Source organism: Actinoallomurus vinaceus (assembly GCF_039542055.1).
In the GTDB taxonomy this organism is placed as follows: Bacteria; Actinomycetota; Actinomycetes; order Streptosporangiales; family Streptosporangiaceae; genus Actinoallomurus; species Actinoallomurus vinaceus.
This window is the reverse complement of sequence record NZ_BAABHK010000012.1, coordinates 209,282-226,205: the sequence shown is the minus strand read 5'-3', so window position 1 is coordinate 226,205 and position 16,924 is coordinate 209,282. Positions and strand designations below refer to the sequence as shown.

Below are 16,924 nucleotides of genomic sequence, written 5' to 3'. Positions count from 1 at the left end.
GGACGCGGTCTCGTGCGCGAGGCGGCCCGGCTGCGGCCATAGGAGTCCGGCGCGGCGCTGTCCGCGGCCGTACGGGTGCCGGAAATGCCGCGTGGCGGCCGGAACGGGTGTTCCGGCCGCCACGGGGTGGTGCTGGGTCAGAGGTACTGCCCGGTGTTCGCGACGGTGTCGATCGAACGCCCGGCCTCCGTGCCCTGCTTTCCGGAGACGAGGGTGCGGATGTACACGATCCGCTCGCCCTTCTTCCCGGAGATGCGGGCCCAGTCGTCGGGGTTGGTGGTGTTGGGCAGGTCCTCGTTCTCGCTGAACTCGTCGACGCAGGCGGCGAGAAGGTGGGTGACTCTCAGGCCCTTCTGCCCGCTGTCGAGGAAGTCCTTGATGGCCATCTTCTTGGCCCGGTCGACGATGTTCTGGATCATCGCTCCGGAGTTGAAGTCCTTGAAGTACAGGACCTCCTTGTCACCGTTTGCGTAGGTGACCTCCAGGAAGCGGTTCTCCTCGGTCTCGCTGTACATCCGCTCGACGACCCGCTGGATCATCGCGTCGACGGTGGCGTCGATCGAGCTGCCGTGCTCCTTGAGGTCGTCGGGGTGGAACGGCAGGCCCGGAAGGATGTACTTGGAGAAGATGTCCTTGGCCGCTTCGGCGTCCGGACGCTCGATCTTGATCTTCACGTCGAGGCGGCCGGGCCGGAGGATCGCCGGGTCGATCATGTCCTCCCGGTTGGAGGCACCGATGACGATGACGTTCTCCAGGCCCTCGACGCCGTCGATCTCCGACAACAGCTGAGGGACGATGGTGTTCTCGACGTCGGATGAGACACCGGATCCGCGGGTGCGGAAGATGGAGTCCATCTCGTCGAAGAACACGATCACGGGGGTACCCGCGGAGGCCTTCTCGCGGGCCCGCTGGAACACGAGGCGGATGTGCCGCTCGGTCTCGCCGACGTACTTGTTGAGCAGCTCGGGGCCCTTGATGTTGAGGAAGAAGCTCTTCCCCTCGGCTCCGGTCTTCTCGGCGACCTGCTTGGCGAGGGAGTTGGCGACCGCCTTGGCGATGAGGGTCTTGCCACAGCCGGGCGGGCCGTAGAGCAGGACTCCCTTCGGGGGACGGAGCTGGTGCTCGCGGAACAGGTCGGCGTGGAGGTAGGGCAGCTCGACGGCGTCGCGGATCTGCTCGATCTGCGGCCCGAGCCCGCCGATCTCCTGGTAGGAGATGTCGGGGACCTCTTCGAGGACGAGCTCCTCGACCTCCGCCTTGTGGATCTTCTCGTAGGCGTATCCGGATCGGGTGTCGAGCATGAGCGAGTCGCCGGCGCGCAGGGCTACTCCGCGCAGGGGCTCGGCCAGCTTGACGACGCGTTCTTCGTCGGCGTGCGCGATCACGAGGGCGCGTTCGCCGTCTTCGAAGGCCTCCTTCAGCATGACGACCTCGCCCTGCGTCTCGAACTCGAGCGCGGCGACGACATTGAGCGCCTCGTTGAGCATGACCTCCTGGCCACGCTGCAACTCGTCGACCTCAATGCCCGGACTGACGTTCACCCGCAGCTTGCGGCCACCGGTGAAGATGTCGACCGTGCCGTCCTCGCGCGCGGCGAGGAAGGTCCCGAAGGCCGACGGTGGCTGCGCGAGCCGGTCGACCTCCTCCTTCAGAGCGATGATCTGCTCTCGGGCTTCCTTGAGAGTCGCCACGAGACGTTCGTTCTGGCCCGTTACGGCGGCCAGACTTGCCTGCGCCTCGTGAAGGCGCTCTTCGAGTACACGAACTTGTCGGGGGGACTCCGCGAGCTTGCGGCGCAGCACGGAGATCTCCTCCTCCAGGAAGGAGACCTGCGTCTGGAGGTCGCGGACCTCCTTTTCGTGCTGCGCCTTACGCGCCCCGGCATCGTCACGAGCGGCCACGCTCGTCACCTCCTCAGGCAGAGACGACGACCTACCTGAAACCCTACCTATCCCGAGCGCCTCCGTAACCTGGCCGGTGGGTACTCGTGTCGTGACGTGGGAACCATGTTCTGGATGAAGTGGCAGGTCTGTGGGGTGGAGGACCTGCGGTGGAAGCCCCCGGTCTCGGACAAAAAGATCGCTTCGCGGGCCGAACGGCGCAAGTCCTCGCGTTCGGACAGGGCCGTTCGGGGTGGAGAGATTCTCGTCACTCTCCGGACAGATCGGGTTCGGTGGAGGGTTCCCGGGGCGTCGTCTCGGTTTCGGCATGGGCGCCCTTGGCGGGGCGCCGGCGGCGCGCCGGGGGGCGTACGCCGTCGGCGAGGCGCCGCGCGGTGGCGAGGAATCCGGTGTGGCCGACCATGCGGTGGTCGGGGCGTACGGCGAGGCCTTCGACGTGCCAGGAGCGGACGAGGGTCTCGAAGGCGTACGGCTCGGCGAAGGTGCCGTGCTCGCGGAGTGCCTCGACGACGCGGGACAACTGGGTGGTGGTGGCGACGTAGGCGCAGACCATGCCGCCGGGGACGAGGGCCTTGGCGACGGCGTCGAGGCATTCCCAGGGGGCGAGCATGTCGAGGACGACGCGGTCGACGTCGGTGTCGGCGAGGACGTCCTCGAGGGAGCCGACGGTGAGGGTCCAGGCGGGGTGCGGGGCGCCGAAGTAGCCCTCGACGTTGGCGCGGGCGATCTCGGCGAAGTCCGCGCGGCGCTCGTAGGAGGAGACGTGGCCGTGTTCGCCGACGGCGCGCAGGAGCCAGCAGGTGAGGGCGCCGGAGCCGACGCCGGCCTCGACGACGCGGGCGCCGGGGAAGATGTCGGCGGCGGCGAGGATCTGGGCGGCGTCCTTGGGGTAGACGACGGCGGCGCCCCGCGGCATGCGCAGCGTGTGGTCCGAGAGGAGGGGGCGGAAGGCGAGGTACTCGGTGCCGCCGGAGGAGCGGAAGACGCTGCCTTCGGGGCTGCCGATGATCTCGTCGTGCGGGATGGAGCCCTTGTGGCTGTGGTAGAGCTTGCCGGGCTGGAGGGTGATGGTGTTGATGCGGCCCTTGGGGTCGGTGAGCTGAACCCGGTCGCCGGGACGGAACGGCCCGTGCGGGACCTTGGGCATGCGGGAACCGGCGGTGGAGGGTTCGGTCATGTTCTAAGGCTACGGCTTCGCGACGGTACGGCTGACGTCCTCGGTGGCGAGCACGCCGTACATCTCCCCGGTGGGTTCGACGAGGAGGTATTCGGTGGCGGGGGCGCGCTGGATCGCGGCGAGGAGGTCCTCGCCGGCGATGTCGGCGGGGAGGATGAGCCCGGGGTCGAGGGTGCGGGTGAGGGTGGCGGCGTCGACCCAGGGGCGGCGGTGCTCGGGGGTGGCGTTGACGGCGCTCTCATTGACGATGCCGATCGGGGCGCCGTCCGGTTCGATGACGACGATGGCGCCGGCGCGGGCCTCGCGGGCGCGGCGGATGGCCTCGGCGAGGGGCGTGTCCTGGGGGACGCGGACGGCGCGGCGGGCGAGGGTGCGGGCGTTGAGGAGGGGGATGCGCTCGCGCAGCTCGGCGACGCGGATGGCCTCGCCGGCGCCCATCCAGATGAAGGAGGCGACGAGGGCGCCCCACAGCACGGTGAGCCAGTGGTTGCCGCCGGTGACGGACATGGCGGCGCTGAAGGCGAGGACGGCGATGGCGACGCCCCGGCCGATCCAGCCGGCCGTGACGGTGGCGGTGCGCTGCCGTCCGGTGATCTTCCACACGCCGGCGCGGACGATGCGGCCTCCGTCGAGGGGCAGCCCGGGCAGGAGGTTGAAGACGCCGACGATGAGGTTGGCGACGGTGAGCGCCTCGAGGAGCAGCTCGCCGACCGGGGGCAGGGTGACGAGGTGGAGGACGGCGAAGCCGCCGGCGCCGAGGGCGAGGGACAGGACCGGGCCGGCGGCCGCGACGGCGAACTCGCGGCCGGGGGTGCGGGGCTCGCGTTCGATCTCGGAGACGCCGCCGAGGATGTGCAGGGTGATGGCGCGCACGGGGAGGCCGAATCCGCGGGCGACGACGGAGTGGCTGAGCTCGTGCACGAGCACGGACGCGTACAGCAGCACGGCGTAGGTGAAGGCGACGAGGAAGCTCTCCGGCCGGTTGACGATGCGCAGCGCGGTGGGCTCGAACATCACCGTGATGATGATCGCGACGATGAACCAGGTCGGCGAGACGTACACCGGGATGCCGAACGGCCGCCCCATGAGGATTCCCGGGCGTGTGGGGCGTTCGCCGTCGCGGGGGGTGCTGTCTGCCACGTTCGGAATGCTACGCGGCGGGTCGTCAAGGCGGCCTAAGGGCGCGAGGCGCGGTTGCGGCGATTCTGTCGCAGGTCTCCCCTAGGGTTGCGGGCATGACGGCCATCGAGACCGGCGCGGCCCGTTCGGGCGGCGACGCCAGCGTGATCGGCACGTTGTCCCCGTCGCGGGCGGGCGATTTCATGACGTGCCCGTTGCTGTACCGCTTCCGGGTGATCGACCGGATCCCCGAGCGGCCGAGTCCGGCGGCCGTGCGCGGCACGCTCGTGCACGCGGTGCTCGAGCGGCTGTACGACATCCCGGCGGCGGAGCGGACGCCGGCGGCGGCGCTGGAGCTGCTGGGGCCGGAGTGGGATCGGCTGCTGGCCGAGGAGCCGGAGCTGGCGACGCTCTTCGACGGCACGGACGACGGTGCGGACGACGAGGCGGCCCGCGCGGAGTGGCTGGCGGAGGCGCGGGCGATGGTCGAGCGCTATTTCGCGCTGGAGGATCCGCGGCGGCTGGAGCCGGCGAGCCGCGAGCTGTACGTGGAGACGGTGCTGGATTCGGGGCTGCAGCTGCGGGGCTACATCGACCGGCTCGACGTCGCTCCGACCGGTGAGGTGCGGGTCGTCGACTACAAGACGGGCCGGGCGCCGAGCGCGGACTTCGAGGCGCGGGCGCTGTTCCAGATGAAGTTCTACGCGCTGGTGCTGTGGCGGCTGCGGGGCACGGTGCCGCGGCTGTTGCAGCTGATGTATCTCGGCAACGGCGAGGTCCTGCGCTACTCCCCGGACGAGGCCGACCTGCGGGCGACCGAGCGGAAGGTCGACGCGCTGTGGCAGGCGATCCGGCGGGCGATGGACTCCGGTGAGTGGCGGCCGCGCAAGAGCCGGCTGTGCGACTGGTGCGACCATCAGCAGCGCTGCCCGTCGTTCGGGGGCGAGCCGCCGCCGCTGCCGGCCGGGGCCGCCGGAGCGGCCGCGCTGCGGGACGAGGTGTCCCCGCGGGATCCGCGCGACGACGTGTGAGGGCGCGGCGGCGCCGGAAAATCGGGTGACCGGGCAGCCGGTGACCGGCATGATCGGGCGGTATGAGCCGGAACGAGACACTGCGATCGCTCAGCCGGCCTGCTCCGGACGTGTACATCTCCGCCGACGTCGAGGCGGACGGTCCGATCCCCGGCCCGTACTCGATGATCAGTTTCGGGCTGGCGGTGGCGGCGACGTACGACGGCAGGACGTTGGCGCGCCGGGATCCGGAGGCCACGACGTTCTACGCCGAGTTGCGGCCGATCAGTGACGAGTACGACGCGGATGCGCTGGCCGTCAGCGGGCTGGACCGCGATCGTCTGCTGCGGGAGGGCCGTGATCCGGCGGAGGCGATGACGGCGGCGGCCGGATGGGTGCGGTCGGTCGCCGATGCGGAGGGCGGCAAGCCGGTGTTCGTGGCCTATCCGCTCGGCTTCGACTGGATGTTCCTCTACTGGTACTTCGTGAGGTTCTCCGCGACGGGGTCGCCGTTCGGGCACTCGCGTTTCCTGGACCTCAAGACGCTGTACGCCGCCAGGTCCGGGGAGACGGTGGCCCGGTCGGTCAAGGGGAGGATGCCGCGTCATCTGCTGTCCCGGCGGCCGCACACGCACAACGCGCTCGACGACGCGGTGGAGCAGGCCGAGCTGTTGCAGAATCTGATGGCCTGGAAGGGCCCGGAGGACGGGTGACCTCATCCCGCAGGAGGAGGCGGGATCCGCGCGCAGGAGGGGGCCACATCCGGCCACACGCCCTAACGTGTGGGTGTGTCCGAGCTCATCCGTGGTCGCCGCGCGTGGTTGGAGGCGCATCCGATCATGGCGGATGCGCTGATGTCCGTTCTACTGGCGGCGACCTTCCTGGCCGCGGTCGTGCTTCAGGGAGACGGCGGCGCGTCGGGGAAGCGGCCGGACGTCTTCAGCCTCCTGCTGAGCACCATGGCCCTGCTGACCCTCACGGTGCGGCGGCGGATCCCGGTCGTGGTGCTGGGGCTCGCGACGGGCGTGTGCGTGGTGCTGTCGGCGACGGGGTACGACATCTCGGCGCCCGCGGTGGCCCTGCTGATCGCCACGTACACGGTCGCGGCGCATCGCGGGCTGGCGACGAGCCTTCCGGCCGGTACGGCGACGCTGGCGGCGCTGATCGCGATGCTGGTCTCGATGGGCGCCGGCTTCTGGCCGACGGTGACCAACTCGATCCTGTTCATCGGCATCTGGTGGCTGGGGCGGAGCCTGCGGCTGCGCCGTGCGTACCTCGACGAGTTGGAGGCACGGGCGCGGCGTCTGGAGCGGGCGCGGGAGGCCGACGCGCGGGCGGCGCGCACGGAGGAGCGTTCGCGCATCGCGCGGGAACTGCACGACGTGGTGGCCCACCACGTCAGCGTGATGACCGTGCAGGCGGGTGCGGCGCGGCGGATCCTCGAACGGGATCCGGACGCCGTGCGGGACGCGCTGACGACGATCGAGCAGATGGGGCGTACGGCGCTGGGCGAGATGCGGCGGCTGGTGGGGGTGCTGCGGACGGAGGCCGAGCCGGTGCGCGGGGAGCTGTCGCCGCAACCGGGGGTGAGCGACGTCGGCGAGCTGGTGGATCACCTGCGGGAGACGGGGCTGCAGGTGCAGCTGTGGATCGAGGGGGAGAGCCGGTCGCTGTCGCCGGGCGTCGACCTCGCGGCGTTCCGGCTGATCCAGGAGGCGCTGACCAATACGCTGAAGCACGCGGGCCCGCAGGCGCGCGCGTGGGTGCGCATTCACTTCACCGACCGCCACCTGACGGTGGAGGTCGAGGACGACGGCCGGGGGCTGGCGGCCGGACTCGGGCAGTCCAACGGCAGCCGTGGGCATGGGCTGGTGGGCATGCGCGAACGTGTCGCCCTTTATGGTGGCGATCTGCGGATCGGGCCGCGTTCCGGCGGTGGTTTCGAGGTCCGCGCCCGTTTCCCGTTGGAGGTCTAGGTGACGATCAGGGTGCTCCTCGTCGACGATCAGCCGCTGCTGCGCACCGGCTTCCGGCTCATCCTCGAGGGGGAGCCGGATATCGCGGTGGTGGGCGAGGCCGGTGACGGCGCGCAGGCGGTGGAGCTCACCCGGACGCTCCTGCCGGAGGTGGTCCTGATGGACATCCGGATGCCGGGCGTCGACGGGATCGAGGCGACGCGGCGGATCGTCCGGGAGGGTGCGGCGACGCACGATCCGCGGGTGCTGATCCTGACGACGTTCGACCTGGACGAGTACGTCGTCGAGGCGGTACGGGCGGGGGCCAGCGGGTTCCTGCTCAAGGACGCGCCGCCGGAGGATCTGGTGACCGCGATCCGGATCGTGGCGGCCGGTGACGCGATCGTCGCGCCGAGCGTGACGCGGCGGCTGCTGGACAAGTTCGCGACGCGGCTGCCGGCGGTGCGGGAGACGGCGCCACCGCGGGGGCTGCGGATGCTCACCGAGCGGGAGCTGGAGGTGCTGCGGCACGTCGCCCGGGGACTGTCGAACGCGGAGATCGCGGCGGAGCTGGTGGTCAGCGAGACGACGGTGAAGACCCACGTGGGCAACCTCCTCGCCAAGCTCGGGCTGCGGGACCGTGTGCAGGCCGTCGTGTTCGCCTACGAGACGGGTCTCACCCAGCCGGGTCAGGGCTGAGCTCCTCCGAGCGGGTCTCCTCCTGCGGGAGGAGACCGCCGCACCGCTCCGTCTGGGGGTGGAAACATGCTCCGTTCGCTGGGCCGACGAAACCATTCGCGCCGCGCCCTAGTCTCATCTGCGACACCCCCCGACATGCGAGCAGGGAGCCTTTCCCGTGACCGATTTCCCCTCCCCCGTGACCGGCGGTCCGCCCGGTCCCGCCGTCGCCGCGCCGGCCGCGCGCGCCGAGCGGATCACCAAGGAGTACGGCCGGGGTGACGCGAAGGTCGTCGCGCTGAACGAAGTGTCGGTGGATCTGCCCGCAGGCCGGTTCACCGCGATCATGGGGCCGTCCGGCTCGGGAAAGTCGACCCTCATGCACTGCATGGCGGGCCTGGACTCGGTGAACGCCGGGCGGGTGGTCATCGGCGACGTCGACCTGACCCGGCTGGACGACAAGCGCCTGACGCGGCTGCGGCGGGACCGGATCGGGTTCATCTTCCAGGCGTTCAACCTGGTGCCGACGCTGACGGCGCTGGAGAACATCACGCTGCCGCTGGACATCGCCGGCCGTAAGCCGGACCAGGCGTGGCTGGACACCATCATCGACACGATCGGGCTGCGTGACCGGCTGAAGCACCGGCCGAGCGAGCTGTCCGGCGGCCAGCAGCAGCGGGTGGCGTGCGCCCGTGCCCTGGTCGGCCGCCCGGAGATCATCTTCGCGGACGAGCCGACCGGCAACCTGGACTCCCGTTCGGGCGCGGAGGTCCTGTCGTTCCTGCGCAACGCGGTGCGGGAGATGGGCCAGACGGTCGTCATGGTGACGCACGACCCGGTGGCGGCGGCCTATTCGGACCTGGTGCTGTTCCTCGCTGACGGGCGCCTCGTCGACCAGATGGCGGATCCGACGGCGGAGAAGGTCCTGGAGCGCATGAAGGGCTTCGAGCTGCCGGGGGTCGGCTCCCGGTGATACTCAAGGTCACCGTGCGCAACCTGGTCGCGCACAAGCTTCGCCTGGCGCTGACGGCGTTCGCGGTCGTGCTCGGGGTGGCGTTCGTCGCCGGGACCCTGGTGTTCACCGACACGATGAGCCGCCAGTTCGACCAGCTGTTCTCCAAGACGGGCAAGGGCGTCGCGGTGCAGGTCCGGCCGAAGAAGGTCGTCGACGGCGGGGACGGCCAGAACGGCGCCGAGGCGCCGACGCTCCCCGCATCCCTGGCCGCGACCGTCGCCAAGGTGCCGGGCGTGGGACGGGTGCACGGCTCGGTGAACGGCTTCGCCGCCGTGGTCGGCAAGAACGGCAAGGTGGTCGGCGGATCCGGGGCGCCGCAGCTGGGCACCGACTGGGACCCGGACAACAGGGACTTCCCGATGAAGGCGGGGCGCGGCCCGACCGGGCCGGGCGAGGTCGCCATCGACGCCAAGGCGGCCGCCAAGGCCGGCCTGAAGGTCGGGGATCAGACCCGCGTCATCATCCAGGGACCGCCGCAGACGGTCACGGTCGTCGGGATCGTCGACTCCGGCAACCTCATGGGCGCCACGGTCACGGCGTTCGACCAGCGCACCGCGCAGCGGCTGCTGCTGAAGCCGGGACGGTTCAGCGACATCACCGTGACCGCGCAGGGCGGCGTCTCCGAGACGGCGCTGCGCGACCGGATCCAGCGGGTGCTGCCGTCGCCGGACTACGAGGCGATCACCGGCACGAAGATGCGCGACGAGAACAAGAGCGAAGTCGGGCGCATCTTGTCGTTCATCCGGACGTTCCTGCTGGTGTTCGCGGTGATCTCGATCTTCGTCGGCGCGTTCATCATCTTCAACACCTTCTCGATGCTGGTGGCCCAGCGCTCCCGCGAGCTGGCGCTGCTGCGCGCGGTGGGCGCCTCGCGCCGGCAGGTCACCCGCGCGGTGCTCGGCGAGGCGATCGGCGTCGGATTCGTCGGCTCGACGATCGGCCTGGCCGCCGGCGTGGGCCTCGCGCTGCTGCTGCGGCAGCTGTTCAACGCGATCGGCGCCGAGTTCGGGGGCGGGCTGACCTTCACGTACAAGCCGGTGCTCTGGTCGTACGCGGTCGGCATGGTGGTCACGGTCGTGGCGGCCTACTTCCCCGCCCGGCGGGCGGCGAAGATCCCGCCGGTCGCCGCGATGCGCGACGACGTCGCCATGCCCCAGCGGTCGCTGCGGATCCGCGTGCTGGTCGGGTCGCTGGTGACCGTGGCCGGCGCGGTGCTGGCCGGGCTCGGGCTCGGCGGGTCGGGGCTGGCGCTGCTGGGCGTGGGCCTGGGGCTGGTCTTCCTCGGCGTGGCGATGCTCGCGCCGGTGATCGCGCGTCCGGTCGTGAAGGTGATCGGCTCGGTCTACCCGCGGGTGTTCCGCACTCCGGGCCGCCTGGCGAGGCAGAACGCCCTGCGCAACCCACGCCGTACGGCGGCGACCGCGTCGGCGTTGATGATCGGGCTGGCGCTGGTCAGCGGGATCAACGTGATGAGCGCGTCGGCGAAGGCGTCGATCTCCCGGCAGGTCGACAAGAGCTTCGCCGCCGACTACTTCGTCTCCGCGACGGCGCGGGCGTTCAGCCCGGCGGAGCCCGCGCAGGCGGTACGGTCCGTGCCCGGGGTCGAGCTGGTCACGGCGCTGTACGCGGGCCGGTTCGCGGCGGGGAAGAAGGCCGAGTCGTTCCTGGCCACCGACCGCCCCGAGGACCTGAAGCGGGCGGCCCGGCTGTCGCTGGTGTCCGGCTCGGCGGAGCTCGGCGACGACGGTCTGCTGGTGGACGAGCCGACCGCCACCTCCGACCATCTTCAGGTGGGGTCGACGATCCCCGCCCGTTTCCCCGACGGTAAGACCGCCTCGGTGCGGGTCGCCGGCGTGTACGCCAAGAACCCGCTCCTGGGTTCGCGGGTGCTGGCGCTGCCGGCCTACCTGGCGCACACGGACCGCCCGACCGGCAACGGCCTGATGATCAAGACGGCGAAGGCCGACGCCGCCACGAAGAAGGGCATCGAGCGGGCGCTGAGCGCCTTCCCCGACCTGCAGGTGCAGGATCAGTCGGACGTGAAGAAGAGCGTCCAGAAGAGCGTCGACCAGTTCGTGACGCTGCTGACGGTGCTGCTGGCGCTGTCGATCATCATCGCCGGGCTCGGGATCATCAACACCCTGGCGCTGTCGGTGATCGAGCGGACGCGGGAGATCGGGCTGCTGCGGGCCATCGGCACCAGCCGCCGGCAGACCCGCCGGATGATCCGTCTGGAGTCGGTTCTGATCGCGCTGTTCGGCGCGGTGCTCGGCATCGGCATCGGGGTGGTCTTCGGGGTCGGCGTGCAGCGGGCGGTCAGCGATCAGGGTGTGAACGTCCTGAGCGTGCCGGTCTCCACTCTCGTCGGCTACGTGGTGCTGGCGGCGGTCATCGGCGTCCTCGCGGCGCTCTGGCCGGCCTGGCGGGCCTCCCGCATGGACGTGCTGAGGGCGATCGCCTTCGAGTAGCGGTCCACGAGCGGGTCCCGGCCGGTCCTCCGGCCGGGACCCGCCGTGTTCGCGGGGCGTTCAGTAGACGGACGGCACCACGGTGTACGGCCCGCTGGCCTTCTCGGCGAACGTGCGCGCGACGTTCGACGTCTCACGGCCGATCGGGCAGCGCGTGGACCCAATGAGGTTCCTCATCGACGGCCGGCCGCTGGACCTCGCCAGGTCCTACCGCGTCGCCGGGCTCGGGTACACGCTCATCGGCGCGGACGGCTACGCCGCCCTGGCCTCCTTCACCGACCCGTACCGCAACGGGCGTGACCATGAGGAGTTCATCGCCTACCTGCGCGAGAAGGTGACGGTCGGCCCGTCGGGCCAGGATCGGGTCACTCTGGTCCGCTGACCCGGCGCGGAGCTGCGGTCAGCGGCGGGTGACGCCCAGGGCCGCGTAGTCGTACATGCCGTAGGCCGGATGCACGTAGGCGTTGGTGAGGGTCGCGGGGCGGTAGAGCAGGCTCTCGTCGTCGATGAGGGGCACGAACGCCGCGGACTCCATCACCGCGCGGTCCGCGTCGCCCCACAACCGTGCCCGCCGCGCCGCGTCGGTGGTCCGGGCCCCCTCGTCGAGCAGCCGGTCGACGGCCGGGTCCCGCAGCTCGGCGAGGTCGGGATTGTTGACCTTCGCGGCCGGGCCGGTGATGGGGCGCAGGAACCCGTACCCGGTGGGGCGGTCGGCCGCCCAGGCGTCGATGAGGACGCCCAGGCCCTGCCGGTGGACGTAGGCGGGCGAGCCGGCCCTGCTCCCCCACTGGAACGCCGACAGGGTCGTGACCTGGGCGTTGATCCCGATGTCGGCGAGGGAGCGGCGGAGCGCCTGGGCGGCGGCGACGTCGCCCGGCCGGTCGCCTCGCACGGCGATGCCGGTGGTGAAGCCGGTCGGCCGGCCGCAGGCCCGCAGTTCCCGCCGGGCCGCGGTCAGGTCGTGCGGATAGGGGTTCGCCGGTCGGTGGCCGGTGACCGTGGGCGGCAGCATGGTCGTGGCCGGTGTGCCGGTGGCCGGGCCGCCGTAGGCGCGCTGGATCGCGGAGCGGTCGACGGCGTACTGCACCGCGCGGCGGCAGTGGACGTCGCCGAACGGCGGGACGCCGGTCGAGAGCGCGGCGTAGTGCAGGAGTCCCGTCGGCGGCGCGTCGGCGTTCGCGGCCCTCGCGGGGCTGCCGAGGATCGTGGCGCGGGTCTTGGGCTGGACGCCCGCGCCGGCCAGGTCGGCGTCGAGGTCGCCGGCCAGCAGCCGGGCGTCGAGGTCGGCGGCGGCGACCCTCTCGGTCACCTCGATACGGTCGGGCAGGGCCGCGCGGTTCGGGTCGTCGCGCCAGTGCGGGTTGCGCACGAGCGTGAAACCCGTGCCGACGTCGTGCCGCGCGAAACGGTACGGCCCGGTCGACAGCGGGTGCCTCTCGTAGTCGAGCCGGGTGTCCTTCGCCGGGGGCACGGGCGCGGTCTGCGGGCTCGCCGCGAGGTGGTCGAAGTCGGTGTCGGGCTTCTTCAGGTGGAACACGACCGTACGGTCGTCCGGGGTGGTGACACCGGTGAAGTGGTCCAGGTCGCGGTCGAGGTAGGGCCCCCAGTAGGTGCCGGTGAGCGCCTCGCGCAGGTCGCGGGGCCCGTGGGTGAGCTGGGCGGTGTAGCCGCTGCGGGCGACGGCGTACTTGACGTCGCGGGCCCGGACGGGGGTGCCGTCCTCGTACGTGAGCCCGCGGCGAAGCCGGTACGTCCAGGTCCGGCCGCCGTCGCCCGGCCGCCCCAGGCTCTCGGCCAGGTCCGGGACGAGGCGCAGGCCCGCCGCTCTGGGCGCCGGCGCGTAGGTGACGAGGGAGCGCGCGTACAGGCGGGCGAGGTCCGCCTCGTAGGCCAGGCCGATGTCGCCGGGGTCGAGGGAGACCGGGGCGTCGGTGACGGCGAGGCGCAGGGTGCCGCCGCGGGCCGTCGACGGGCGCACGACCCGGGACGACGCCTGGTCGTACGACGTGCCGGGACGCGCCGTGGTCCGCCCGCCGCCGCAGGCGGCGGCGCCGAGCACGAGGAGGACGGCGCAGGCCGCGAGTCTGCCTCTCACGGGTAAATCATTGCAACGAGTGCATGTTTGCACCAAGCGCATGCCATGAGAGCTTCGCCACCTTGGCGCCCTGGAGGCGACCGGGCACCCCGTACCGCCGCCTGACGACCGCGCGCCGCGTACGCCCACCTGACGTCCGGGCGCCGTGTGCCGGTGCCCAACAGCCCGGCGACGTGCCGGTGCCTGACGGCCGGGCGCGGAAACGCCCGCCCCCGCGCCGTCGGCGGCGCGGGGGCGGGCGTGCGTTCCGCTGGTCGCCCTATTCGGCGAGGCCGGCCTCCTCGGCCGCCTTGGTGACCATCGCGCCCGCGCCCTCCGGGGCGTTCTCCGGGAAGTGGCAGGCGACGCGATGCCCGGGAATGACCTCGACCAGCGGCGGCTCGACCTTGCCGCAGATCTCCTGGGCCTTCCAGCAACGGGTGTGGAACCGGCAGGCCGGCGGCGGGTTGAGCGGGCTGGGGACGTCGCCCTGCAGGCGTACGCGATCACGGCCCTTGCGCTTGGTCGGGTCGGGGACCGGGACCGCCGACAGCAGCGCGACGGTGTAGGGGTGCATCGGGCTCTCGTACAGGCCCTTGCCGTCGGACAGCTCGACCATCTTGCCGAGGTACATCACGCCGACCCGGTCGGAGATGTGGCGCACCACCGACAGGTCGTGGGCGATGACGACGTAGGTGAGGTTGAACTCCTCCTGCAGGTCCTCCAGGAGGTTGACCACCTGCGCCTGGATCGACACGTCGAGCGCGGAGACCGGTTCGTCCGCGACGATGAGCTTGGGCCGCAGCGCGAGGGTACGGGCGATGCCGATGCGCTGCCGCTGGCCGCCGGAGAACTCGTGCGGGTAGCGGTTGTAGTGCTCGGGGTTGAGCCCGACGACCTCGAGGAGGTCCTGGACGGCCCGCTTGACGCCGTTCTCGGTCTCGATGCCCTGCAGCCGGTACGGCGCGCCGATGATCGAGCCGACGGTCTTGCGGGGGTTCAGCGAGGAGTACGGGTCCTGGAAGATCATCTGCAGGTCGCGCCGCAGCGGCCGCATCTTCCCCTGGGAGACGTGGGTGATGTCCTGGCCCTCGAAGATGATCTGGCCGTCCGACGGCTCCAGCAGACGGGTGATCATCCGGCCGGTGGTGGTCTTGCCGCAGCCGGACTCCCCCACCAGGCCGAACGTCTCGCCCGGGCGCACCGTGAAGTCGATACCGTCGACCGCCTTGACCGCGCCCACCTGGCGCTTGACCACCGCGCCGCGGGTCACCGGGAAGTGCTTGCGCAGCCCACGGACCTCCAGCAGCGCGTCGCCGTCGTCGGCCGGCCGCTGCTCCGCCACGACCTCGCTGTCGGGTGTAGTCACTGTGTCTCCAGTTCACTCCGGCCCTCGGGCCGGTGCCGTACGTCGACCGCCGGCGCCGCGCGGCCGCCGCCCAGGGTCCTGTCGCTCAAAGCCTCGGCCGGATCTCGTCGTTCCAGATGCGCCGCCGGTCCTCCTTGGCGAGGTGGCAGGCGACCCGGTGGCCCGGTGCGATCTCGCGCAGCTCCGGCCGCTCGGTCTCGCTGCGGCCGTCGTTGAGCTCAGCGTAGGCGCAGCGGGGGCTGAACGCGCAGCCGGCCGGGACGTTGATGAGGCTGGGCGGGGAGCCCTTGATGGGCAGCAGGCGCTCGGACCGGTCACGGTCCAGGCGCGGCATCGAGCCGAGCAGGCCCCAGGTGTAGGGGTGCTCGGGCCGGTGGAAGATGTCCTCGGCCGAGCCGTACTCCACGCACCGGCCGCCGTACATCACGAGGATGTCGTCGGACAGCTCGGCGACCACGCCCAGGTCATGGGTGATCATGATGACGGCGGAGTCGAACTCCTCCTGCAGGTCGCGGATCAGGTCGAGGATCTGCGCCTGCACCGTCACGTCGAGCGCCGTGGTGGGCTCGTCGGCGATCAGCAGCTCGGGGTCGCAGGCGAGCGCCATGGCGATCATCGCGCGCTGCCGCATGCCGCCGGAGAACTGGTGCGGGTAGTCGTCGACCCGCCGATCCGGCTGCGGGATGCCGACCCGGCCCAGCATGTCGATCGCGTGCTTGCGCGCGACCTCCTTGCTGACGTCGTTGTGGATCCGGTACGCCTCGATGATCTGTGCGCCGACGGAGTAGAGCGGGTGCATCGACGACAGCGGGTCCTGGAAGATCATCGCCATCTTCCGGCCGCGCATGCGGCGGACCTGCTCCGGGGTGGAGCCGACGACGTCCTGGCCGTCCAGCCAGATCTCGCCGGAGACCTTGGCGTTGCGGCGGTTGTGCAGGCCGAGCAGGCCGAGGCTGGTGACGCTCTTGCCCGAGCCGGACTCCCCGACGATGCCGAGCGTGCGCCCGCGTTCGAGGGAGAACGACAGCCCGTCGACGGACTTGACCAGCCCGTCGTCGGTCGGGAAGTGGATGCGCAGGTCCCGGACCTCCAGGAAGGCCCGCGGCCCCCGGACGTCCGTCGGCTCGGCGGTCAGGTCCTGGGTCACGACAGCCTCACCCTCGGGTCGATCACCGCGTACAGGATGTCCACGATGAGGTTGGCCAGCACGATGAAGAACGCGCCGAGCATGACCACGCCGAGCACACGCGGAAGGTCGTTGTTGTTGATCGATTCGATCGCGAACTTGCCCAGCCCCGGTAGGGAGAAGGTGCTCTCGGTGAGCACCGCGCCGCCGAGCAGGATGCCCAGGTCCAGACCGAAGACCGTGAGCACCGGGGTGAGCGTGGCCCGCAGCGCATGTCGGACGATCACGGTGCGTTCGGGCAGGCCCTTGGCCCGGGCCGTCCGGATGTAGTCCTCGCCCATGGTCTCCAGCATGCCCGCACGGGTGAGCCGGGCGTACAGCGCCGCCTGGAGGAAGGCGAGGGTGACCCACGGCAGGACGAGGGCCGACGCCCACTGGATCGGGTTCTGGGTGAATCCGACGTAGGTGCCGGCGTTCGGGAACCAGCCGAGCTTGTCGCGGAAGATCGCCAGCGACAGCAGGCCGGTGAAGAAGATGGGCAGGGAGACGCCGGCCAGCGCCAGGCCCATCGAGAGGCGGTCGACGGCCGAGCCCCGCTTCAGCGCGGACACCACACCCGTCGTGACGCCGAACAGCAGCCAGATGATCGCCGCGCCGGCCGCGAGCCAGAGGGTGACCGGGGCCCGGTCGAGCAGGTCCGGCCAGACCGGGGTCTGGTTGATGAAGGAGTAGCCGAAGCACGGCGGCCCGCAGTAGACCTTCGAGGGTCCGAAGTCGTAGTGCGCGCCGACGACGATGCCCTTGACGAAGTTCCAGTACTGGATCGCCAGCGGCTTGTTCAGCCCGAGCCGTACCTCGACCTCGTGGATCGCCTGCGGACCGGCGCTCTTGCCGACGTACCGGGAGGCGAGGTCCGCGGTGCTGGCCCCGGTCAGCCTCGGTACGAGGAAGAAGATCGCGAACGTCACCATGCTCACGATGACGAGCAATGCGATGGCGGCGATCAGACGCCGGATGAGGAATGTGACCACA

Annotated in this window: 14 protein-coding genes; 7 read left to right on the top strand and 7 right to left on the bottom strand. The window is 71.2% G+C overall.

What is annotated here, in order from left to right:
- Window positions 1-137: 137 nt before the first annotated feature.
- From arc to ABEA24_RS35605, 3 genes are all read right to left on the bottom strand, one after another.
- Window positions 138-1,910: a proteasome ATPase gene (arc, locus tag ABEA24_RS35615; RefSeq protein ID WP_345436662.1), complete on the bottom strand. Its 1,773-nt coding sequence runs from the start codon at window positions 1,908-1,910 to the stop codon at window positions 138-140.
- A gap of 238 nt (window positions 1,911-2,148) precedes the next feature.
- Entirely contained in the window at window positions 2,149-3,078 is a 930-nt protein-coding gene (locus tag ABEA24_RS35610; RefSeq protein WP_345436660.1) for a tRNA (adenine-N1)-methyltransferase, read from the bottom strand.
- A 9-nt stretch (window positions 3,079-3,087) separates the two neighbouring features.
- Entirely contained in the window at window positions 3,088-4,218 is a 1,131-nt protein-coding gene (locus tag ABEA24_RS35605) for a site-2 protease family protein (protein WP_345436658.1), read from the bottom strand.
- 95 nt (window positions 4,219-4,313) lie between these two features.
- Between ABEA24_RS35605 and ABEA24_RS35600 the strand changes: the two genes are divergently transcribed.
- The 7 genes from ABEA24_RS35600 to ABEA24_RS35570 all read left to right on the top strand — a co-directional run bounded on the left by ABEA24_RS35600 (window position 4,314) and on the right by ABEA24_RS35570 (window position 11,705).
- Window positions 4,314-5,228 (top strand): RecB family exonuclease, encoded by a 915-nt coding sequence (locus ABEA24_RS35600; protein ID WP_345436656.1) that lies wholly within the window; start codon window positions 4,314-4,316, stop codon window positions 5,226-5,228.
- A gap of 62 nt (window positions 5,229-5,290) precedes the next feature.
- Window positions 5,291-5,920, top strand: coding sequence for a 3'-5' exonuclease (locus ABEA24_RS35595; protein ID WP_345436654.1), 630 nt, complete (start codon window positions 5,291-5,293; stop codon window positions 5,918-5,920).
- A gap of 75 nt (window positions 5,921-5,995) precedes the next feature.
- The gene (locus ABEA24_RS35590) at window positions 5,996-7,183 is read left to right on the top strand and encodes a sensor histidine kinase (protein WP_345436652.1); all 1,188 of its coding nucleotides are present in this window, start codon (window positions 5,996-5,998) and stop codon (window positions 7,181-7,183) included.
- Entirely contained in the window at window positions 7,184-7,861 is a 678-nt protein-coding gene (locus tag ABEA24_RS35585) for a response regulator (protein ID WP_252783550.1), read from the top strand.
- A 157-nt stretch (window positions 7,862-8,018) separates the two neighbouring features.
- On the top strand, window positions 8,019-8,813 hold the full coding sequence (locus tag ABEA24_RS35580; protein ID WP_425551276.1) for an ABC transporter ATP-binding protein: 795 nt from the start codon (window positions 8,019-8,021) through the stop codon (window positions 8,811-8,813).
- Complete coding sequence (locus tag ABEA24_RS35575; RefSeq protein WP_345436649.1) at window positions 8,810-11,323, top strand: ABC transporter permease; 2,514 nt, start codon at window positions 8,810-8,812, stop codon at window positions 11,321-11,323. The genes ABEA24_RS35580 and ABEA24_RS35575 overlap by 4 nt, the downstream gene beginning before the upstream one ends.
- A gap of 82 nt (window positions 11,324-11,405) precedes the next feature.
- Window positions 11,406-11,705, top strand: a complete 300-nt coding sequence (locus tag ABEA24_RS35570; RefSeq protein WP_345436647.1) for a 5'-nucleotidase C-terminal domain-containing protein — start codon at window positions 11,406-11,408, stop codon at window positions 11,703-11,705.
- Between the two features lie 18 nt (window positions 11,706-11,723).
- On the opposite strand, the gene ABEA24_RS35565 is transcribed toward ABEA24_RS35570, so the two are convergent.
- The 4 genes from ABEA24_RS35565 to ABEA24_RS35550 all read right to left on the bottom strand — a co-directional run bounded on the left by ABEA24_RS35565 (window position 11,724) and on the right by ABEA24_RS35550 (window position 16,923).
- Window positions 11,724-13,418 carry an ABC transporter substrate-binding protein gene (locus ABEA24_RS35565; protein ID WP_345436645.1) on the bottom strand — a complete coding sequence of 565 codons (1,695 nt, stop codon included), beginning with the start codon at window positions 13,416-13,418 and terminating at the stop codon, window positions 11,724-11,726.
- A gap of 259 nt (window positions 13,419-13,677) precedes the next feature.
- Window positions 13,678-14,766 (bottom strand): ABC transporter ATP-binding protein, encoded by a 1,089-nt coding sequence (locus ABEA24_RS35560; RefSeq protein ID WP_345436643.1) that lies wholly within the window; start codon window positions 14,764-14,766, stop codon window positions 13,678-13,680.
- Between the two features lie 85 nt (window positions 14,767-14,851).
- A complete protein-coding gene (locus ABEA24_RS35555) occupies window positions 14,852-15,913 on the bottom strand; it encodes an ABC transporter ATP-binding protein (protein ID WP_345436640.1) in 1,062 nt (353 codons plus the stop codon).
- On the bottom strand, window positions 15,910-16,923 hold the full coding sequence (locus tag ABEA24_RS35550) for an ABC transporter permease (RefSeq protein ID WP_345436638.1): 1,014 nt from the start codon (window positions 16,921-16,923) through the stop codon (window positions 15,910-15,912). Before ABEA24_RS35550 ends, ABEA24_RS35555 begins: the two co-directional genes overlap by 4 nt.
- Window position 16,924 lies beyond the last annotated feature (1 nt).